Genomic DNA, 19,547 nt, shown 5'->3' with positions numbered 1-19,547 from the left:
GCCTAGATCTCTTCCTTCAGCAGGTCACTGACCAGATCCCCGATCCACGGGTTGCGCGCCCGCTTCTGGCGTTCCGCGTGATAGATGTGGGCCAGGTCGGCATAGGCCTTGTCGAAGTCGTCATTGAGGATGACGTAGTCGAACTGCTCCCAGGCGGCGACCTCGTCCTTGGCGCGGGCCAGACGACGGTGGATGACCTCTTCGCTGTCCTGGCTGCGCGCGTGCAGGCGACGGCTCATCTCGGCCAGGGACGGCGGCAGGATATAGACCAGCACGCTGTCGGGGCCGGTCTGGGCGTGGACCTTCATCGCGCCCTGGAAATCGATGTCGAACAGCGCGCTCTCGCCGCGCTCCAGGGCCGCCATGATCGGCGGCTTGGGGCTGCCATAGAAGTTGCCATAGACCTCGGCCCACTCCAGGAACTCGTCCTTGGCCACCATCTCGTCGAACTGGGCGCGGCTGACGAAGTGATAGTCGCGACCGTCATGTTCGCCCGGGCGCGGCTCGCGGGTGGTGGCGCTGATCGACAGGTGCAGGTCGTTATGGTCGGCGACCAGACGGCGGGTCAGAGAGGTCTTGCCGACGCCCGACGGCGCGACGACCATCAGCAAAAGACCGCGCGTTTTGTGATCGGGCTTATTCAACGTTCTGAACCTGTTCGCGAAACTGCTCGATGGTGACCTTCAGTTCCAGACCGAGCTTGGTCAGGCTGGCCAGGGCCGATTTCGAACAGAGGGTATTGGCTTCGCGCATGAACTCCTGGGACAGAAAGTCCAGGCGGCGGCCGGCGGCGACCTCACCGGTCAACAGGACGCGGGCGGCGTCCACATGGCTGGCCAGGCGGTCGAGTTCCTCGCGCACATCGGCCTTCACGGCCAGGGCGGCGGCCTCCTGCACGATGCGCTCGTCCGAGACCGTCTCGGTCAGCAGTTCGGCCATGCGGCGGGTGAAGCGATCCTTGAGCACGGCGGGCTGGCCGGCGGCCTCGACGCCCGCCTGGGCCGTCAGGCGCTCGATCGTGTCGACCTGGCCGCCCAGCACCGGCGACAAGGCCGCGCCCTCCTCCTGCCGCGCCACCTTCAGGGCGTCCAGCGCCTGATGGATAGAAGCGGTCATGGCGGCTTCGACGGCGGCGCGGGTCTCGGCGTCGTCGTCCTCTTCGCGCACCTCGATGACGCCGCGCAGGGCCAGCAGGCCGTCCAACGACGGCTTGGCGACCATGCAGGTGGCGACATAGGGCGCGCCGGCCTTCAGATAGCGCTCCAGGGTCTCGACGCTGACCTGGGTCTGGCCGGCGGCCTCGGCGCGCTTGCCCTGGATGTTGACCGTCAGCTGGCCGCGCTGGAAGCGGGCCTGGGCGCCGTCGCGGGCCACCCGGTCCAACCCCTCGAAGCCCGGCGGGCCCCGAAAGCGGGTTTCGAGATTACGGCCGTTGACGCTGCGCGCCTCCACGGCCCAGGACCAGGCCCCGCTGGCGCCCTCGACACGTGCGAAGCCGGTCATGCCCGACAGCGCCACCTCAGCCTCCGCTCAGCGGGGTGACGGCAGGCTTGGGCGGAGCCTTGCCGGCACGGCTGCGCTCCACCTGCCGCCACTTGGCGACATTGGCCTCATGTTCGGCATAGGTTTTTGAGAACACGTGGCCGCCGGTCCCGTCGGCGACGAAATACAGTTCATTGGTATTGGGCGGATCGAGCACGGCGGCGATGGCGGCGCGGCCGGGATTGGCGATCGGGGTCGGCGGCAGGCCGTCGATCAGATAGGTGTTGTAGGGCGTCTGGCGCTGCAGTTCCGACAGCAGGATGCCGCGTCCCAACGGCCGGCCCCGGGTCAGGCCATAGATGATGGTCGGGTCCGAGCCCAGCCGCATGCCGGTGCGCAGGCGGTTGACGAAGACAGCCGCGACGCGCGGACGCTCCGACGCCAGACCGGTTTCCTTCTCGACGATCGAGGCCAGGGTCACGGCTTCGTCCTTGGTCGTGAACGGCAGGCCCTTCTGGCGATGAGACCAAAGCTCGTCGACCACCTGGTCGCGGTCGTCCATCATCCGTTGCAGGACGGCGGAGCGGTCCTCGCCGCGCTCGACCTGATAGGTTTCAGGCAGGATCGAGCCTTCCGGCGGGGTGGGAACCACGCCGGTCAGCACCTTGGAGCGCATCAGGATGTCGACGGCCATGTCGGAGGTGACGCCCTCGGGAATGGTCACCTGGTGGCGAACGATGCGGCCGCGACGGATGGCGTCCAGGATCTGGGCCATCGAGGCGCGCGACTTGAACTCATATTCGCCGGCCTTCAGCGTGCGCGCCGCACCGCTGAGCTTGGCGGCGGTCATCAGGATCGAGGACGACCGGATCACGCCGCCGCGCTCCAGGGTGGAGGCGATTTCCGGCAGGCTGGCGCCCTTGCGCAGCACCACCGTGGTGACCTCGCCCGACTTCGCCGCCGGTCCCGGACCCTGATAGAGCCACATCGCCCCGACGATCAGCACGGCGGCGATCGCCGCCAGCGTGGTGAAAGCCGAGACGATTGAGGCGATCAGCCGACGTCCTGCGGACGCCGACTCGCGTTTGCGACCCGCCGAACGTTTGGGAGAGGCGGGTTTTCGGCTCACGAGATTTTACGGAACACGACTGACGCGTTGGTGCCGCCAAAGCCGAAGCTGTTGGAGGCGGCCACGTCGATCTTCATCGGCACGGCCTTGTTGGGCGCCAGGTTCATGGCGACCTCGACGTCGGGATTGTCGAGATTGATGGTCGGCGGCGCGATCTGGTCGCGGATGGCCAGGATCGAGAAGATGGCCTCGATGGCGCCGGCCGCGCCCAGCAGGTGGCCGGTCATCGACTTGGTCGACGACATCACGACATTCGCGGCGTGATTGCCCAGGAAGCGCTCGACGGCCTTGGCCTCGATGCCGTCGGCCATGGTCGAGGTGCCGTGAGCGTTGATATAATCGATGTCCGAAGGCTGCAGACCGGCGTCCTTGACGGCCGCCGACAGGGCGCGGAAGCCGCCGTCGCCGTCCTCGGCCGGAGCGGTGATGTGATAGGCGTCGCCCGAGAGGCCGTAGCCGACCACTTCGGCATAGATCTTGGCGCCGCGGGCCTTGGCGTGCTCGTACTCTTCCAGCACCAGGGCGCCGGCGCCCTCGCCCATCACGAAGCCGTCGCGGTCCTTGTCATAGGGGCGCGAGGCCTTTTCGGGGGTGTCGTTCCAGTCGGTCGAGACCGCGCGGCAGGCGATGAAGCCGGCGATGCCGACCTTGCACACGGCGGCTTCCGCGCCGCCGGCCACCATTACATCGGCGTCGCCGTACTTGATCATGCGGGCGGCGTCGCCAATGGCGTGGGCGCCCGTGGCGCAGGCCGTCACCACCGAGTGGTTGGGGCCCTTGAAGCCGTAGCGGATCGAGACCTGACCCGAGATCAGATTGATCAGGGCCGACGAGATGAAGAACGGGCTGACCTTGCGCGGCCCCCGGGCCTCAAGCTCAAGGGCGGTGTCAGCGATCGTGGAAAGCCCGCCGATGCCCGATCCCATGATCACGCCGGTACGGCACTTGTCATCCTCGGTCTCCGGGACCCAGCCCGAATCCTTCACCGCTTCGTCGGCGGCGGCGATGCCGTAGAGAATGAAGTTGTCGACGCGCTTCTGGTCGCGCGGGCTCATGGTCAGGTCGGGGTTGAAGGCCCCTTCCACATCGGGCCCGCCGCCGCCGCGTCCATCGACGCGCGGAACCTCGCAGGCCACCTTGCAGGCATAGTCGGTCGGATCGAAAGCCGAGATCCTGTTGGCGCCGGACTTGCCGGCCAGGATGTTCTTCCAGGACACGTCGACGCCCTGGCCCAACGGGGTCAGCAGGCCCAGCCCGGTGACAACAACTCTACGCATGGATCACTCCCAACCTTCGCACCGCGATACATAGGGGTTTTGCGGACGAATCCGATGCCCCCCCGGCCGCGACTCTCGGCCTCATACGAAAACCGCCGCGCGCACGAAGGCAAGAGCCCGTGCTGCGCGGCGGTTGAAGACGTGTTCGCAAAGCGCGAACGGGGCCCTTAGGCTCCGGTCTTTTCCGTGATGAACTTCACGGCGTCGCCGACCGTCTGGATATGCTCAGCGGCGTCGTCGGGAATTTCGATGTCGAACTCTTCTTCGAACGCCATGACCAGCTCGACATTGTCGAGGCTGTCAGCGCCCAGGTCATCGATGAAGCTGGCCTTCTCGGTGACCTTCTCGGGATCGGCATCCAGATGCTCGATGACGATCTTACGCACGCGCTCGAGAATGTCGGACATTCTGTTTAGTCCCTCGTTATGAATTCTGTTGCCCACGAACGGTTTGGCCTAGGCCTTTACCACGCACGGGAATTGTCGGCATCCGCCTATCACGTTCCTTTTCGGGTGACTAGCGAGTCGCCCGCAGAAGAAACGCCCGCCCCGCCTTTCCGAATGGAAAGGTTGTGAGGCTTTGCAAAGGCGCGTCAGATCATGGCCATGCCGCCGTTGACGTGCAAGGTCTGACCGGTGACGTAGGCGCCCTCATTGCTGGCGAGATAGACGCAGGCGGCGGCGATATCGCCGCCCTCGCCCAGTCGGCCTGCTGGAATGCCCGTCAGGATCCCGGCCTTTTGGGCGTCGGTCAGGGCGTCGGTCATCGGGCTGGCGATGAAGCCCGGCGCCACGCAGTTGACCGTGACGTTGCGGCTGGCCAGCTCCTGGGCCAAGGCCTTGGAAAACCCGATCATTCCGGCCTTGGAGGCCGCGTAATTGGTCTGGCCGGCATTGCCGGTGACGCCCACCACCGAGGTGATGCCGATGATGCGGCCGGCGCGGCGCTTCATCATGCCCTTGGCGGCCGCGCGGGCCAGGCGGAAATAGCCTTCAAGGTTGACCTTGATGACCGTGTCCCAGTCTTCATCCTTCATCCGCACGATCAGGCCGTCGCGGGTGATGCCGGCATTGGCGATGACGATATCGAGCGGCGCGCCTGCGGCTTCCTCGGCCTTGGCGACCAGGCCGTCGACGGCCTCGGCGTCCGAAAGATTGGCCGCCACGGTCGAAACGCGCTCGCCGAACTGGGCCTTCAACTCGGCCAGGGCCGATTCGCGGGTGCCCGAGAGCACGACATGGGCGCCTTGCGCATGCAGCGCCTTGGCGATGGCGCCGCCGATGCCGCCCGTGGCGCCGGTGACAAGAGCGGTCTTGCCGGTGAGATCAAACATGATGGTTCTCCGTTCGGAGGGATTTTCAGAGAGATTTTGCGAAAGCTTCGAGGTCGGCCGGGCTGTTCAGCGGCGTGGCCTCGGCGTCCGGGGCGATGCGCTTGGCCATGCCCGACAGCACCTTGCCTGCGCCGGCTTCGGCGAAGCGGGTGACGCCGCCCTCGCCGGCCAGCCAGATCATGCTCTCGCGCCAACGCACACGGCCGGTGACCTGCTCGACCAGCAGGCCCCGGATGACGTCCGGGTCGTGCACGGGACCGGCGGTGATGTTGGCCACCAGCGGCGCGCGCGGCGACACGATGGTGGCCGCGGCCAGGGCTTCGGCCATTTCGTCAGCGGCCGGCTGCATCAGCGGGCAGTGGAAGGGCGCGGAGACGTTCAGCAGGATGGCGCGCGCGCCCAGCTCCTTGGCCTTCTCGATGGCCTTGTCGACCGCGGCCTTGTCGCCGGAGATCACCACATTGCCGTTGTTGTTGTCATTGGCCACCACGCAGACGCCGACCTCGGCGCCGGCGGCGGCGGCGGCCTCGGCCAGGGCCAGATCGGTCTTGGGTCCGATCAGCGAAGCCATGGCCCCCTCGCCCACCGGCACGGCGCGCTGCATGGCCTGGCCGCGCAGCTTCAGCAAGCGGGCGGTGTCAGCCAGGGTGATCGCGCCGGCGGCGGCGAGGGCCGAATATTCGCCCAGGCTGTGGCCGGCCACAAAGGCGGCGCGCTCGATGCCGATCCCGAACTCTTTTTCCAGCACCCGCGACACGGCCAGACTGACCGCCATCAGGGCCGGCTGGGCGTTCTCGGTCAGGGTCAGGTCGCTCTCGGGCCCTTCGCGCATCAGGGCGAACAGTTTCTGGCCCAGGGCGTCATCGACTTCCTGAAAGACCTCTCGGGCGCTGGCGAAGGCCTGCGCGAGGTCCGCGCCCATACCGACCGACTGGCTGCCCTGGCCGGGAAAAATGAAGGCGATGCTCATGAAAGCCCGCTCCGTCTAGTGAAAATCAGGGGCGGAGGGTTAGGACATCGCAGCCAAGGCGGCAAGTCAGGCCGCTCAACCCAACCACGGACCGCCCGGCGGACCCCAGCCCCAGACCGGCATCGGCGGGTCGCCCTGAGGCTCGTTCACGCCCTCGGCTGAGTTGATCACCGCCAGCCGCGTGCCCCACTCCAGATAGCCCACGAAGGCGGCGCGGAACTCCGGATCGCTGGCCAGACCCACCTCATCGGCCGTATCGACCATCAGGTTCACCCAGGCCCGCCTTTGGATCTCGGTTAAATGCCGGCCCATATGCTTGCGGATCATGGCGCTGTGGCTGCCGCCGCCCTCGGTATAGGTCTTGGGTCCGCCAAACACCTCCGCCACGAAAGCGGCCACATGCCGGGCGTGGCGAGGGTCCATACCGGCGAACACCGGCGCCAGGATGGGGTGCTGCGGAACCTTGGCGTAGAAGGCCTCGAACAGGGCCTCCATCGCGGCGGGCCCGCCGGCCCAGGCCGACAGGGTCGGTATCGTCTTGCTGTTTTCGTCCATGATCGCCCCTCCACTGCCCCTCCTTCGCAGGTAAGGGCGCGAGAGACAGTTTGGAAGCTCGGAGAATGGGGTTATTCAACGGGGGCTATTTCGCATCCACTGCCAGACCGTGGGCGTAGCTACGCCGATAGTCATCGATTGGAGTTTCTCATGACTCGCCTGACCGCCGGCCTCGCCGCCATCGCCGTACTCGCCGCCACACCCGCCCTCGCAGCCCTCAAGCCTGGCGACAAGGCTCCTGATTTCACCGCCCCCGCCGCCCTGGCCGGCGCCGACTTCAGCTTCACCCTGTCCAAGGCCCTGAAAAAGGGGCCGGTGGTGCTGTATTTCTTCCCGGCCGCCTACACCTCGGGCTGCACCGCCGAGGCGCATGAGTTCGCCGAAGCCACGCCGGAGTTCGAAAAGCTGGGCGCGACCGTGATCGGCGTCACCGCCGGCAATGTCGACCGCATCAAGGACTTCTCCAAGGAACACTGCCGCGACAAGTTCGCGGTGGCCGCCGCGCCGGCCGGACTGATCAAGAGCTATGACGTGTCCCTGCCCATGCCGGGCGGCTGGTCCAACCGCACGTCCTACGTGATCGCGCCCGACAGCAAGATCCTGATGGCCTACACCGATGGCAATTTCGCCGGCCACGTCACCAAGACCATGGACGCGGTGAAGGCCTACAAGGCCAAGAAGTAGCCAGCACTTTCCGGTTTCGACCAGCCTCGCGGCTTGAACGCCGCGAGGCCCAGAGGAGAGGATCGGGCATGACCGATCCCGCCCAGATTCCGTTCGCGGCCCTCGAAATCGGGGTCCGGGGCGTCGCCGTCGGCGCCTTCGCCGCCACAGCCGTCGCCCTCGGCGCCAGCCGTAGGATGACCCCTACCCGCTGGGTCGGAGTCTTGCTGATGGCCTGCGCGATCGCCCACGTCGTCGACGGCCATTTCTACTACACCGAACGCCGACACTACGACCTTTTGACCTGGGCCCTGTCAGCCTCGGCGGCCGGCGTATTCTGGCTATTCTGCTCGGTGCTTTTCGAGGATGAACCCTCGATCCCGCTGTGGCGGCTCTCCGTTCCCGGGGCCGTCCTGGCCCTTTGGGCGGCAGGCGCGCTTTTGCCTGCGTCTCCCGCGCGCGCAGCCGCATGGTGGCTGTTCGCCGCCTTCTCGGTGGGCATCCATTGCCACATCCTGCTGACCGCCTGGCGGGGCTGGCGCATCGATCTGGTGGAGCGTCGCCGTCGTCTTCGCGCGCCCCTCGCCGCTGCGGCGACGGGCTACATGTTCATCCAGAACCTGTGCGACTTCGGCTTCGGACAGGGTCCGGTGCTGCCCAGCATGGTCCAGGCCCTGTCTCTCGCCGCTCTGGGGATAGGGTCGGCCCTGGCGCTGCTGCGAGCCGAACCCCTGCTCGTGCAGGCAGCCGTCGCATCCGATGCGACGCCAGCACCCAAGCCGGCCGAAACGCTTGATCTGACACCCGCCGACCGCCTCGTTCTGGCGCGCCTGGAAACGGCGATGACCGAAACCGAAGTCTGGCGGGGCGAGGATCTGTCCATCGGCGCGCTGGCCGCCCTGGTCGGCGCGCCAGAGCACAGGCTGCGCAGGCTGATCAACGGCGTGCTGGGCCATCGCAACTTCGCCGACTACGTCAATGGCCGGAGGATCGAGGCGGCTAGGGTCGCGCTTGCCGATCCGGAACAGGCCCTGAAGTCGGTCTCGACCATCGCCTATGAATTGGGCTTTGGCTCCCTGGGCCCCTTCAACCGCGCCTTCCGGGCCGCCGTCGGCGTTCCACCGACCACCTGGCGTCAAGAGGCGACGCCGGCCCTGCCGCATCTGCGACTGGTCGAAACCGCGCAAGCCGCGTCGAAACCCGACAAACGCGCCTGATTTCGAGAACGGCGCGACAGGCTGAGCCTACGCCGCTTCCCTGATGTCGTTCATCCTCTCAGGGAGCTTCCGATGCTCGACACCCTCCTCCCCTTCGCCCGCAACTGGCTGGTCTCAATGCAGGTCGACGTCACACGGTACGTCCTGTTCGCCGTCGGTGTCTGGCTGATCCTTTGGGTCGTTTTGGCCGTTCCGTTGGCCGGCCGAAAAATCCGCGACAGCCGACCGCCGGCCCGCCAGCTTGTCCTGGAGTTCCTGATCTCGATCCGCTCGATCATGATCTTCTCGACGGCGGGGCTGCTGACCTTCGGCCTGTTCCGCGCCGGCCTGATGCAGGGCCCTTACATCGCGCGCGACCTGGGACCCGTCTGGTTCTGGGCCAGCCTTGTCCTGATGATCATCGCCCACGACGCCTGGTTTTACTGGACGCACCGCCTGATTCACGACCGGCGGCTGTTTCGCGCTTTCCACCGGCGCCATCACCGCTCGAACAACCCCTCGCCCTTCACCGCCTACAGCTTTGATCTGGGCGAGGCGGCGATCAATGCGCTGTTCGTGCCGCTGTGGATGCTGATCGTGCCCACCCAATGGCCGGTGGCGGGCCTGTTCATGCTGCACCAGATCGCCCGCAATACCTTGGGACACAGCGGCTATGAACTGTTCCCCGCCCGCAAGGACGGCCGCCCTCTGCTGCCCTGGCTGACCACAGTCACCCACCACGACCTGCATCACGCGCAGGCGGGCTATAATTACGGGCTGTATTTTACATGGTGGGATCGGTGGATGGGCACCGAGAACCCGACCTATCTGGCGCGGTTCGCCGAAGCGACGCGATCAAAACGTCGCGCTACCAGTTCGCCTTTACAAGCTTGACCATGAAGCGGCTGTCCTGGACGCGCCAGGCCTCGCCGTTCGAGGCGACGGCGCGGACGCTGACGGTGAACTCGGCGGGGATGTCGAACGGCCGGGTCAAGGCCAGGTCGACACCCTCGTCGCCCATCGTGCCGCCACCCAGGGCGATCGAGCCCACCGGTCGGCCTTCCAGGGTCAGCGCTGAGCGAACATTGGCCCGCGCCACCGGGATCTGCCCGGGGACAGCGATGGACTGACTGGCGTTCATGTCCATCGAAAGGCTGACATAGTTGGCGCGCGGCACCAGACCAAAGCCAAAAGCCTTGGACACCGATGACCGAAGCCTGGCCTCTCGCTCGTTCCATGAGGCCCCTAGCGCCAGCGATCGCTTGCCTGCCTGGGCGTCATCAGCCTTGCGAACGAGCCGCAGATCCAGATCATAGGTCGGCTGTTCGATCGTGCCAGCGACCTTGGCGGTCAGCTTGGCGCTCTCGGTGTCGGTGGAAAGATCCAGTGGCAGCGCCGCCGAATAGCCCTGGAACCGTCCGTCATTGGCCGAAACCGAAAGGTCTGGCTTCTGGATCGCCTGGGCGGCGACAGGGGCGGGCTTGGCGCTCAGGGCAAACGCCGCAGCCAAGACCAGACATGATATAGTTTTGCCCCTCATGGTCGCTTCTTAACATGGCTTGTCGTTACGGCAAGATTTCACGGCCTAGTTTGTCGGCTGGCCCGCCGCCAAGAGGTTAGCGCGAACCCGTTTTGCGAGCTCTGCCTGCATTTCAGGCATCACGGCCACGACCGCAGCCCCTGAGACGCGGCCGTACTCGGGCATCTTTTCAACGATGGATTGCCCCATCGGGCTCTCATAGAAATCAACGAGCGCGCTGAGTTGAGCCTCGGTGAACACCTGAGCCGTGCTCGGAACCAGAGCTTCAAACAGTTTGTCCAGCAAACCGTCATCCATGCTGGAGGCAAAGGCGTCGAGGATGGCTTTCTGGTTTACCGCCTTCTGTTCGTCCGACAGGCCCGGTCGAGCCTGGATCTGCTGTTCAAGCATGGCCGAAAGCATATTGTTCATCATGGGTTTGAAGCTGTCATTGAGATGCATCGCGGCCATGTAACGCCGAGTGAGCGCCAGTGAGCGTGCCGACGGAGCAGCCGCTGGGGCCACCGGACTGCTGGCCTGCCTGGCTGCGGCAGGGCCGCTTGCGCATAGCCAGAAGGCCAAGAGGATCGTTGCAAAGGTTTTCATGGCCGTCTCCACGTGAACTCGGCCTCAATGCCACCGCCCCATCGCGGCGAGCAATGCCATTGCTTTCTTGCCTCCTTGCCCCTTCTCCTGTAATAGCGCGCGCTCTCACGGATGGCGGTCTTTGGCGCAGCCCTCACGGGTCGGGATTTCCCGCTCGGCGCCCTGGAACCATCGTGGTCGCCGGACTTCCGCCGCTGACCGCGCCGCCCTCCAAGCCGGAAGAAGGAAAACATGTCGTTCTACGAACACGTGGTCATCGCGCGGCAGGATATTTCGCCGCAACAGGCCGAAGCTCTGAATGAGCAAATCAAGACCCTGATCGAAGAAGGCGGCGGTCACATCGCCAAGATCGAATACTGGGGCCTTCGCAACCTCACCTATCGCATCAAGAAGAACCGCAAGGGTCACTATTCCCTGCTGGCCATCGACGCCCCGGCGCCGGCGGTCAAGGAAATGGAACGTCAGCTGTCGATCAACGAAGACGTGCTGCGCTTCATGACCATCCGCGTGGAAGAGCTGGACCTGGAACTGTCGCCGGTTCTGGCCCGTCGTGACCGCGAACGGAGCGACCGCCCCGAGCGTTCGGACCGTCCCCGCGAAGATTTCGCGGCCGCGTAAGGGAGAATAGAGATCATGACCGATACCACGACCGAAGCTCCCGAATCCGCCCCCGGCGCGCCCGCTGCCGGCGGCGCTCGTCGCCCGTTCTTCCGCCGCCGCAAGGTGTGCCCGTTCTCCGGCGCCGGCGCGCCGAAGATCGACTACAAGGACGTCAAGCTCCTGCAGCGCTACGTTTCCGAGCGCGGCAAGATCGTGCCGTCGCGCATCACCGCGGTGTCGGCCAAGAAGCAACGCGAACTGGCCAAGGCCATCAAGCGCGCCCGCTTCCTGGCTCTGCTCCCCTACGTCGTGAAGTAAGGGAGAAACCACGATGAAAGTTATCCTGCTCGAACGCGTGGACGGCACCGGCGTCCTTGGCGACATCGTCACCGTGAAGGACGGCTTCGCCCGTAACTTCCTGCTGCCGCGTCACAAGGCGCTCCGCGCCAACGCCACCAACCTGAAGTCCTTCGAAGTTCAGCGCGCTGAAATCGAAGCCCGTAACGTCAAGAACCGCGAACTCGCGGGCGCCAACGGCGACACCCTCGACGGTACGCAATACGTGATGATCCGTCAGGCTGGCGAAAGCGGCCAGCTGTACGGTTCGGTCGCGGGTCGCGACGTCGCCGACGCCATCAAGGCCGAAGGCGGCAAGGTCGATCGCTCGATGATCGTCCTGGACAAGCCCATCAAGACCCTGGGCGTTCACGAAGTGAAGGTGAAGCTGCACGCTGAGGTGACCGTCACGGTCACTCTCAACATCGCGCGCAGCGCCGACGAAGCCGAGCGTCAAGCGCGCGGCGAAAACGTCATCGCCGCTCAATTCGAAGAAGACCGCGCGGCTGACGCCGAAGCGGCCTCGGACATGGCCGCCGGTGGCGCCGGTTCGTTCGAAGGCGATCACTACGAGTCCTGATCCTTCCGGATCGGCGATCTATCGAGAAACGGCGCGGAGCAATCCGCGCCGTTTTTTCATTTCCGACTTAGGCCTGCGACCCGTTTGGACGTATCGCCATGCCAGAATATACACAGAACATCCCCGTTCATCTTAGGCGCGCTCGCAAGCCGCACGCGCGAAAAGCCGCCCCCCGCGTTAACCTGTGACGATGTCGCTTGTACCTGCTCTGGATCTGCGTCCGCCTCACGCGGACATCACCATCGCTGTCGCCCCGCACAACCTGGAGGCCGAGCAGGCGCTCCTGGGCGTGCTTCTCTACGACAATGCGGCCTATGAGCGGCTGACCGACGCCCTGAATGGCCGTCACTTCTACGAACCTTTCCATCAGCGGCTGTTCCAATCGATCGAGACCCATATCCGCAAGGGTCAGCTGGCCGAACCGATCCTGCTAGCCGACGAATTCAAGAAGGACCCGGCCTTCGAGGAACTGGGCGGCCTGCGCTATCTGGCCGACCTGGTCGACCGCGCGCCCCCCGCCGCCAATGTCGGCGACTATGCCCGCGCCGTCTTCGACCTGGCCCTGCGCCGCGACCTGATCCGCATCGGCGGCGACATCGCCACGGCGGCCCATGGCGGCGGCGACGAGATCCGTCCGGCCCGCGACCAGATCGAGTCGGCCGAACAGCAGCTCTACACCCTGGCCGAAAGCGGCACGGCGTCCTCTGGCTTTGTGAGTTTCGGCGACGCCCTGCGCGGCGCCGTCGAGATGACCGCCGAGGCCTATAGCCGTGACGGCGGCATGTCCGGCGTCGCCACCGACCTGACCGACCTCGACCAGAAGATCGGCGGCCTGCACCCCTCCGACCTCGTGGTCCTGGCCGGCCGTCCTTCGATGGGCAAGACCGCCCTGGCCACCAACATCGCCTTCAACATCGCCCGTAAATACGCCTACGAGATCCAGCCTGACGGCACGAAGAAGACCGTCCAGGGCGGCGTCGTAGCCTTCTACTCGCTGGAAATGAGCGCTGAACAGCTGGCCCTGCGGATGCTGGCCGACGCCTCGGGCGTGTCAGGCGACCGGCTGCGCAAGGGCGAGATCGATGCGTCGGAATTTGGCCGGGTCCGCGACGCGGCGATGGAGCTGCAGGAAGCGCCGCTCTATATCGACGCCACCGGCGGCATCTCGATCGCCAAGCTGACGGCGCGGGCCCGACGCCTCAAGCGTCAGGTCGGCCTGGACCTGGTGGTGGTCGACTACCTGCAACTGGTCACCGGCTCGGATCTCGGCTCCAACGCCAACCGCGTTCAGGAAGTCAGCCAGATCACCATGGGCCTCAAGGCCCTGGCCAAGGAGCTGGCCTGTCCGGTCATCGCCCTGTCGCAGCTGTCGCGTCAGGTTGAGCAGCGCGAGGACAAGCGTCCCCAGCTGTCCGACCTTCGCGAATCCGGCTCGATCGAGCAGGACGCCGACATGGTGTGGTTCGTCTATCGCGAAAGCTACTATGTCGGCCGCGCCGAGCCGCGCGAGGGCACGCCGGAACACCTGACCTGGCAGGAGGACATGGACCGCCTGCAGGGCCTGGCCGAGGTGATTATCGCCAAGCAGCGTCACGGCCCCATCGGCACGGTGCGTCTGTCGTTCAACAGCGACACGACCCGCTTCGGGAATCTGGCCCGCGACCACTATTTCGCCCAGGCGCGCAACATTCCGTCTGACGAGTGATCCCCATTTCCGACCTTTGCGGCGAAGGCTGGATAGATCGGGCTTTGGCGGTTTGACCTTGGAGCGGCTGGCGGGCAAGGCTCATTCGCCCGCCTCAGCCAGACGAGTCCCTTGTGAACTTCAATCCCCTGCCCGTTTCCAGTTTCATCGGGGCCTTTCTGCTGGCCTTTCCGGCCCTGTTTTCGATCGTCAATCCGGTCGGGGCGTCGCTGATCTTCGATCAGGCCATGGGAACCCGCAGTCGCGCCGAACGGCGGAAGCTGGCGCGTAGCATCGCCTTCTACGCCTTCCTGGTTCTGCTCGGATCGCTGCTGCTGGGCGGCTATATCCTCAACTTCTTCGGGGTCAGCCTGGGTGCGCTGCGGGTGGCGGGTGGTCTGGTGGTGGCGATCCGCGCCTGGGGCCTGCTGATGGACCCTCAGCATCACGAAGACCGCAAGACCAGTGACACCGAGCCCGCCCATCGGCAGGACGACATCGCCTTCTTTCCGATGACCATGCCGTTCACCACCGGACCAGGCTCGATCTCGGTGGCGATCGCCCTGTCGTCCCAGCGGCCCGCTGAAGGCAGCGCGGTGGGCTTCTTCCTCGGCGCCGGCGTGGCAGCCGCCGGCGTGGCCATCTTGGTCTGGCTGCTCTACAGCGCCTCTGACCGGGTGACCAAGCTGCTGGGCCAATCCGGAGCTCGGGTTCTGTCGCGGCTGGTGGCTTTTCTGCTGCTGTGCATCGGGGTTCAGATCACGGCGTCGGGCTTCGAAAACCTGGTCACGGTGTTCCTCGCAGCGCATCCCAACGCGTTCTAGCTGGCAAAGGCGGACGGGGTCAGTTACGCCCTCAGGCGTCGCCTCCTGCCCTCCGAGCCCCCTGTGACCGATCCTTCCGACACCTGCCTGACCCTCGATCTTGACGCCGTGGCCGCCAACTATCGCGCCCTGGTCAAGGCCGCCTCCGGGGCGGAGGTCGCGCCGGCGGTGAAGGCGGATGGCTATGGTCTGGGCGCGGCGCTGATCGCCGACCGGCTTTGGCATGAGGGCGCGCGAAGCTTCTACACCGCCCGTCTGTCCGAGGGCCTGGCCCTGCGCCAGAGCCTGGGCGACCGTGAGGCCACCATCTATGTCCTCGACGGCGCGACCCCCGGCTCAGCCCCGGCGCTGGAGGCCTCCCGCCTGACGCCCGTGCTCAACAGCCTGCCCCAGGTCGAGGCCTGGAACAGCCATGCGCGCGGCGGCCGTCTCGCCGCTACACTGCACGTCGACACCGGCATGAACCGCCTCGGCCTGCGCGTGGAAGAAGTCCGCGTTCTGCTGGGCGCGATGGACCGGCTCAAGCATGTCGAGATCACCCAGGTGATGAGCCACCTGGCCTGCGGCAACGAACCGGATCACCCGCTGAACGCCCGGCAGCTGGAGCGCTTCCAGGAGGCGGCGGCGCTGGTCCCCCACGCTCGCCGCAGCCTGGCCAATTCGGCCGGGATCTTCCTGGGTCCAGACTATGCCTTCGACCAGGTTCGGCCGGGGATCAGCCTCTATGGCGGCGGGCCGCGCGATGTTCCGGATTCCCGGATCAAGGCCGTCGCCACCCTGGAAGCGCCGATCCTGCAGACCCGCAATGTCCCGCGCGGCGAAAGCATCGGCTATGGCGCGACCTTCACGGCGACGGACAACACCCGCGTGGCGATCCTGGCGGCCGGCTATGCCGACGGCGTACCGCGCGCCGCCCATCCCCGAGGCGCGGTCTGGTTCGACGGCAGGCGGCGGCCGATGCTGGGGCGAGTCTCCATGGATCTGATCGCCGTCGACATCACCGACTGCGACACCGCTCGCCCCGGCGCCATGATGCAGCTCATCGGCCCTGACCTGCCGGTCGACGACGCCGCGGCGGCGGCGGACACGACGGCGTACGAACTTCTGACCCGGATCACGGCGCGCGTGAAGCGCCTGATCGTCTGACCGCACGTCCGCCTTTGGCGCATGGGCCCATCACCCTGTAGTCTCCAGCTATCCGAGAATCAGGAGTTTCCATGGCCCGAGACGGCGCTGTCTATGCCTGCCAGTCTTGTGGCGCGGTCCAGAGCAAGTGGTCTGGGCAATGCCCGGCCTGCAACGCCTGGAACAGCCTTGTTGAAGAGGTCAGCGCGCGGCCGCCTGGCGCCCTGTCGACCACCAAGGCGTCCCGCACGCGGGGCCTGCAGTTCCAGGGCCTGGAAAGCGACACCCCTGCCCCGCCGCGCATCGCCACCGGCGTCGATGAATTCGACCGCGTGTGCGGCGGCGGCGTGGTGCCTGGATCGGCCATCCTGATCGGCGGCGACCCCGGGGTCGGCAAGTCCACCCTGCTGCTGCAGGTCTGCGCCAGCGCCGCGATGCGCGGGGCGTCCTGCGCCTACATTTCCGGCGAGGAGGCGGTCGAGCAGATCCGCTCGCGCGCCGACCGCATGGGCCTGGCCAAGGCCAATGTGCAACTGGCGGCGGAAACCAGCTTGCGCGACATCCTCGACGGCCTCAAGCGCGACAATTTCGATCTGGTGGTCATCGACTCCATCCAGACCATGTGGAGCGACGCCCACGAGGCCGGGCCCGGCACGGTGACCCAGGTGCGCGCCTGCGCCACAGAGCTGGTGCGGCTGGCCAAGAAGAAGGGCGTGGCGATCCTGCTGGTCGGTCATGTCACCAAGGACGGCCAGATCGCCGGCCCGCGGGTGGTCGAGCATCTGGTCGACGCGGTGCTCAGCTTCGAGGGCGAGCGCGGCTATCCGTTCCGCATTCTGCGCGGGGCCAAGAACCGTTTTGGCGCCACTGACGAGATCGGCGTGTTCGAGATGGGCGATGTGGGTCTGCGCGAGGTCAAGAATCCCTCGGCGCTGTTCCTCAATGAGGGCGGCGAGCGCGCGGCCGGCGCGGCGGTGTTCGCCGGCATCGAGGGCTCGCGACCCGTCCTGGTGGAATTCCAGGCCCTGGTCGCGCCTTCCGCGTACGGAACGCCCAGACGCGCCGTGGTTGGATGGGACTCCGGACGGCTGGCCATGGTGCTGGCGGTACTTGAATCACGCTGCGGCCTTGGTTTTGGCGATAAGGACGTCTATCTGAACGTCGCTGGCGGCTTGCGGATCACCGAGCCGGCGGCCGATCTCGCGGCGGCGGCGGCCCTGGCCTCTTCAGCCCTCGATATCGCCCTGCCCCAGGACTGCGTCGTGTTCGGCGAGGTCAGCCTTTCGGGCGAGGTGAGGCCGGTGAGCCGGATGGAGACACGTTTGAAGGAAGCCGCGAAACTGGGGTTTGGCCGGGCGTTATCATCGCTGTCGGGCCTGCCTGAAGGCGGCGGCGCCTTGCCGGTGGCCGGGGTCGCGCGACTGGCCGACGCCGTGCGGCGGATCGGCGACGAGATCTGGGGTCAGCTGACGTGACGCCGTTTGACATCATCGCCGGTCTTCTGCTGATCACCTCCGGTTCGATCGGTTTCGCCCGCGGTGCCTCGCGGGAACTGACATCGGCCCTGTCCTTCATCCTTGCGGCCGCCATCGCGCTGTTTGGTCTGCGGATCTCCGGACCGATCTTTCGCAACCTGATGAACCCCGACTGGGCGGCCACGGCCTGCGCCCTGCTGGTGGTCTTCGTTATTGCCTTCGTCATCCTGCGGTTCCTGGGCGGACGCCTGACATCGGGCCTGCACGAGAGCGCCATGGGTTTTCTCGACCGCGCCGTCGGCCTCGGCTTTGGCCTGATGCGGGCCCTGGTGATCCTGGGCGTGTTCAACCTGCTGTTCCACATGGCCACGCCGCCCGATCGCGTGCCGGCCTGGGTCGAACGCTCGATCTTCTACCCTCTGTCCGAAGCCAGCGCTCGAGTACTCAAGGTGTTCATGCCCAAGGGCAGCGCCCTGGCCGAAAAGCTCGCGCCCGCCATCGAGGGCGCCGTACGGGGAACCAGCGACAATCCGTCGGACAACAAACCCGACGAACCCGGCTATGATCAGAACCAGCGTCGGACCCTCGACGACCTGGTGGAGAAATCGCGATGACCTCTATCGGCCAATCGAGCGACCGATATTCCTCCGCGCCCTGGCGCGATCCCGAAGACGACACCCTGCGTCTGGAATGCGGGGTGTTTGGCGTCTATGGCGTGCGTGACGCCGCCGCCATCACCGCCCTGGGCCTGCACGCCCTGCAGCATCGCGGCCAGGAAGCCTGCGGCATCGCCGCCTTCGACGGTCAGCGCTTCCACACCGAACGCCACATGGGCCATGTGGGCGACGCCTTTACCGGCAATGACCTGGTGCAGCGCCTGCCCGGCGGCATGGCGATCGGCCATACGCGCTATTCCACGGCCGGCGGCAGCGGCATCCGCAACGTCCAGCCGATGTTCGCCGATCTCGAGACCGGCGGTCTCGCCATCGCCCACAACGGCAACCTGACCAACTTCCTCAGCCTGCGCGAACGCCTCGTGCAGGAAGGCGCGATCTTCCAGTCGACCAGCGACAGCGAGGTGATCCTTCACCTGATCGCCCGCTCGCGAAAGGCGCGCATCGTCGATCGCTTCATCGACGCCATCGGCCAGATCGAGGGCGGCTACGCTCTGGTGGCGATCACCAACAAGAAGATGATCGGCGTCCGCGACCCGCTGGGCATCCGCCCGCTGGTCCTGGGCGACCTGGACGGTCAGCCGATCCTGGCCTCGGAGACCTGCGCTCTGGACATGATCGGCGCGCGCTTCGTGCGCGACATCGAGCACGGCGAGATGGTGGTCATCTCCGAAACCGGCGTGAAGTCGCTCAAGCCCTTCAGCACCGTGGCCGCCCGGCCCTGCGTGTTCGAATATGTCTATTTCGCCCGTCCCGACAGCGTCGTGAACGGCCGCTCGGTCTATGACGTGCGCAAGCGCATGGGTCAGCGGCTGGCGATCGAGACCGGCGTCGAGGCCGACGTCGTGGTGCCCGTGCCCGACAGCGGCGTTCCGGCCGCCATCGGCTACGCCCAGCAGAGCGGCATCCCCTTCGACCTGGGCATCATCCGTAACCACTATGTGGGCCGCACCTTCATCCAGCCGACCCAGGGCGTGCGCGAGCTGGGCGTGCGGATGAAGCACAGCCCCAACCGCGCCGTGCTCGAGGGCAAGCGGGTGATCCTGATCGACGACTCGATCGTGCGGGGCACCACCAGCCTGAAGATTGTCCGCATGGTTCGCGAGGCCGGCGCCAAGGAGGTCCACCTCCGTTCGGCCAGCCCGCCCATCAAGTGGCCCGACTTCTACGGCATCGACATGCCCGAGCGCGAACAGCTGCTGGCGGCCAACAAGTCGCTGGAAGAAATGGCGCGCTTCCTTGAGGTCGACAGCCTGGGCTTCCTGTCGGTCGACGGCCTGTATGAGGCCCTGGAAGCCGGTCAGCGCGATCCGGTGACCCCGCAATTCACCGATCACTATTTCACCGGCGACTACCCGACCCGCCTGACCGACCGCGAGGCCGCCCTGGGCCGCAACGAGGCCAATGACAAGCAGTTGTCGCTACTGGTCAGCGCGTAATACCGCCGCGCGTCCCCGCGAAGGCGGGGACCCTAGCGGCGCGCCACGTCTGAACGCCACAATTGCCGGCGCCTCCCTAA

22 protein-coding genes are annotated in these 19,547 nt (G+C 66.3%); 12 read left to right on the top strand and 10 right to left on the bottom strand.

Annotated elements, in window-relative coordinates; genetic code table 11:
* Nucleotides 1–2: 2 nt before the first annotated feature.
* The 8 genes from gmk to ACW18B_RS13090 all read right to left on the bottom strand — a co-directional run bounded on the left by gmk (nucleotide 3) and on the right by ACW18B_RS13090 (nucleotide 6,746).
* Nucleotides 3–644 (bottom strand): guanylate kinase, encoded by a 642-nt coding sequence (gene gmk, locus ACW18B_RS13125; RefSeq protein WP_492047485.1) that lies wholly within the window; start codon nucleotides 642–644, stop codon nucleotides 3–5.
* On the bottom strand, nucleotides 637–1,518 hold the full coding sequence (locus ACW18B_RS13120) for a YicC/YloC family endoribonuclease (RefSeq protein ID WP_492047484.1): 882 nt from the start codon (nucleotides 1,516–1,518) through the stop codon (nucleotides 637–639). Before ACW18B_RS13120 ends, gmk begins: the two co-directional genes overlap by 8 nt.
* A 1-nt stretch (nucleotide 1,519) precedes the next feature.
* Nucleotides 1,520–2,611 (bottom strand): endolytic transglycosylase MltG, encoded by a 1,092-nt coding sequence (gene mltG, locus ACW18B_RS13115; RefSeq protein ID WP_492047483.1) that lies wholly within the window; start codon nucleotides 2,609–2,611, stop codon nucleotides 1,520–1,522.
* Nucleotides 2,608–3,888 (bottom strand): beta-ketoacyl-ACP synthase II, encoded by a 1,281-nt coding sequence (gene fabF, locus ACW18B_RS13110; protein WP_492047482.1) that lies wholly within the window; start codon nucleotides 3,886–3,888, stop codon nucleotides 2,608–2,610. The genes mltG and fabF overlap by 4 nt, the downstream gene beginning before the upstream one ends.
* A gap of 167 nt (nucleotides 3,889–4,055) precedes the next feature.
* Nucleotides 4,056–4,295 (bottom strand): acyl carrier protein, encoded by a 240-nt coding sequence (locus ACW18B_RS13105; protein WP_007672577.1) that lies wholly within the window; start codon nucleotides 4,293–4,295, stop codon nucleotides 4,056–4,058.
* 185 nt (nucleotides 4,296–4,480) lie between these two features.
* Nucleotides 4,481–5,221, bottom strand: coding sequence for a 3-oxoacyl-[acyl-carrier-protein] reductase (gene fabG, locus ACW18B_RS13100; RefSeq protein ID WP_492047481.1), 741 nt, complete (start codon nucleotides 5,219–5,221; stop codon nucleotides 4,481–4,483).
* Between the two features lie 25 nt (nucleotides 5,222–5,246).
* A complete protein-coding gene (gene fabD, locus ACW18B_RS13095; RefSeq protein WP_492047480.1) occupies nucleotides 5,247–6,191 on the bottom strand; it encodes an ACP S-malonyltransferase in 945 nt (314 codons plus the stop codon).
* A 75-nt stretch (nucleotides 6,192–6,266) separates the two neighbouring features.
* A complete protein-coding gene (locus ACW18B_RS13090) occupies nucleotides 6,267–6,746 on the bottom strand; it encodes a group II truncated hemoglobin (protein WP_492047479.1) in 480 nt (159 codons plus the stop codon).
* 150 nt (nucleotides 6,747–6,896) lie between these two features.
* Here ACW18B_RS13090 and ACW18B_RS13085 point away from each other — a divergent pair, with 150 nt between their 5' ends.
* The 3 genes from ACW18B_RS13085 (at nucleotide 6,897) to ACW18B_RS13075 (ending at nucleotide 9,499) form a co-directional block, all read left to right on the top strand.
* Nucleotides 6,897–7,430: a peroxiredoxin gene (locus ACW18B_RS13085; RefSeq protein ID WP_492047478.1), complete on the top strand. Its 534-nt coding sequence runs from the start codon at nucleotides 6,897–6,899 to the stop codon at nucleotides 7,428–7,430.
* 68 nt (nucleotides 7,431–7,498) lie between these two features.
* On the top strand, nucleotides 7,499–8,626 hold the full coding sequence (locus tag ACW18B_RS13080; protein ID WP_492047477.1) for a helix-turn-helix domain-containing protein: 1,128 nt from the start codon (nucleotides 7,499–7,501) through the stop codon (nucleotides 8,624–8,626).
* 72 nt (nucleotides 8,627–8,698) lie between these two features.
* Nucleotides 8,699–9,499, top strand: coding sequence for a sterol desaturase family protein (locus ACW18B_RS13075; protein ID WP_492047476.1), 801 nt, complete (start codon nucleotides 8,699–8,701; stop codon nucleotides 9,497–9,499).
* On the opposite strand, the gene ACW18B_RS13070 is transcribed toward ACW18B_RS13075, so the two are convergent.
* Both ACW18B_RS13070 and ACW18B_RS13065 read right to left on the bottom strand, forming a co-directional pair.
* Entirely contained in the window at nucleotides 9,474–10,145 is a 672-nt protein-coding gene (locus ACW18B_RS13070) for a hypothetical protein (protein ID WP_492047475.1), read from the bottom strand. The genes ACW18B_RS13075 and ACW18B_RS13070 overlap by 26 nt on opposite strands.
* 45 nt (nucleotides 10,146–10,190) lie before the next feature.
* Nucleotides 10,191–10,730 carry a DUF2059 domain-containing protein gene (locus ACW18B_RS13065; RefSeq protein ID WP_492047474.1) on the bottom strand — a complete coding sequence of 180 codons (540 nt, stop codon included), beginning with the start codon at nucleotides 10,728–10,730 and terminating at the stop codon, nucleotides 10,191–10,193.
* Between the two features lie 231 nt (nucleotides 10,731–10,961).
* Between ACW18B_RS13065 and rpsF the strand changes: the two genes are divergently transcribed.
* The 9 genes from rpsF (at nucleotide 10,962) to purF (ending at nucleotide 19,467) form a co-directional block, all read left to right on the top strand.
* Nucleotides 10,962–11,348, top strand: a complete 387-nt coding sequence (gene rpsF, locus ACW18B_RS13060) for a 30S ribosomal protein S6 (protein ID WP_492047473.1) — start codon at nucleotides 10,962–10,964, stop codon at nucleotides 11,346–11,348.
* A gap of 15 nt (nucleotides 11,349–11,363) precedes the next feature.
* Nucleotides 11,364–11,648, top strand: coding sequence for a 30S ribosomal protein S18 (gene rpsR / locus ACW18B_RS13055; RefSeq protein WP_492047472.1), 285 nt, complete (start codon nucleotides 11,364–11,366; stop codon nucleotides 11,646–11,648).
* 13 nt (nucleotides 11,649–11,661) lie between these two features.
* Nucleotides 11,662–12,246, top strand: coding sequence for a 50S ribosomal protein L9 (gene rplI, locus ACW18B_RS13050; RefSeq protein ID WP_492047471.1), 585 nt, complete (start codon nucleotides 11,662–11,664; stop codon nucleotides 12,244–12,246).
* Between the two features lie 184 nt (nucleotides 12,247–12,430).
* Nucleotides 12,431–13,951, top strand: coding sequence for a replicative DNA helicase (locus ACW18B_RS13045; RefSeq protein ID WP_492047470.1), 1,521 nt, complete (start codon nucleotides 12,431–12,433; stop codon nucleotides 13,949–13,951).
* 113 nt (nucleotides 13,952–14,064) lie between these two features.
* Nucleotides 14,065–14,754 carry a MarC family protein gene (locus ACW18B_RS13040; RefSeq protein ID WP_492047469.1) on the top strand — a complete coding sequence of 230 codons (690 nt, stop codon included), beginning with the start codon at nucleotides 14,065–14,067 and terminating at the stop codon, nucleotides 14,752–14,754.
* Nucleotides 14,755–14,817: 63 nt separating this feature from the next.
* Nucleotides 14,818–15,900, top strand: coding sequence for an alanine racemase (alr, locus tag ACW18B_RS13035; protein ID WP_492047468.1), 1,083 nt, complete (start codon nucleotides 14,818–14,820; stop codon nucleotides 15,898–15,900).
* Between the two features lie 71 nt (nucleotides 15,901–15,971).
* Complete coding sequence (gene radA, locus ACW18B_RS13030; protein WP_492047467.1) at nucleotides 15,972–17,354, top strand: DNA repair protein RadA; 1,383 nt, start codon at nucleotides 15,972–15,974, stop codon at nucleotides 17,352–17,354.
* Nucleotides 17,351–17,968: a CvpA family protein gene (locus ACW18B_RS13025; protein ID WP_492047466.1), complete on the top strand. Its 618-nt coding sequence runs from the start codon at nucleotides 17,351–17,353 to the stop codon at nucleotides 17,966–17,968. The genes radA and ACW18B_RS13025 overlap by 4 nt, the downstream gene beginning before the upstream one ends.
* Complete coding sequence (purF, locus tag ACW18B_RS13020) at nucleotides 17,965–19,467, top strand: amidophosphoribosyltransferase (RefSeq protein WP_492047465.1); 1,503 nt, start codon at nucleotides 17,965–17,967, stop codon at nucleotides 19,465–19,467. Before ACW18B_RS13025 ends, purF begins: the two co-directional genes overlap by 4 nt.
* Nucleotides 19,468–19,547 lie beyond the last annotated feature (80 nt).

Source organism: Caulobacter sp. FV2ps19 (assembly GCF_058681035.1).
Note: the sequence above shows the minus strand (reverse complement) of the source record. Positions and strands in the feature narration are given on the sequence as shown.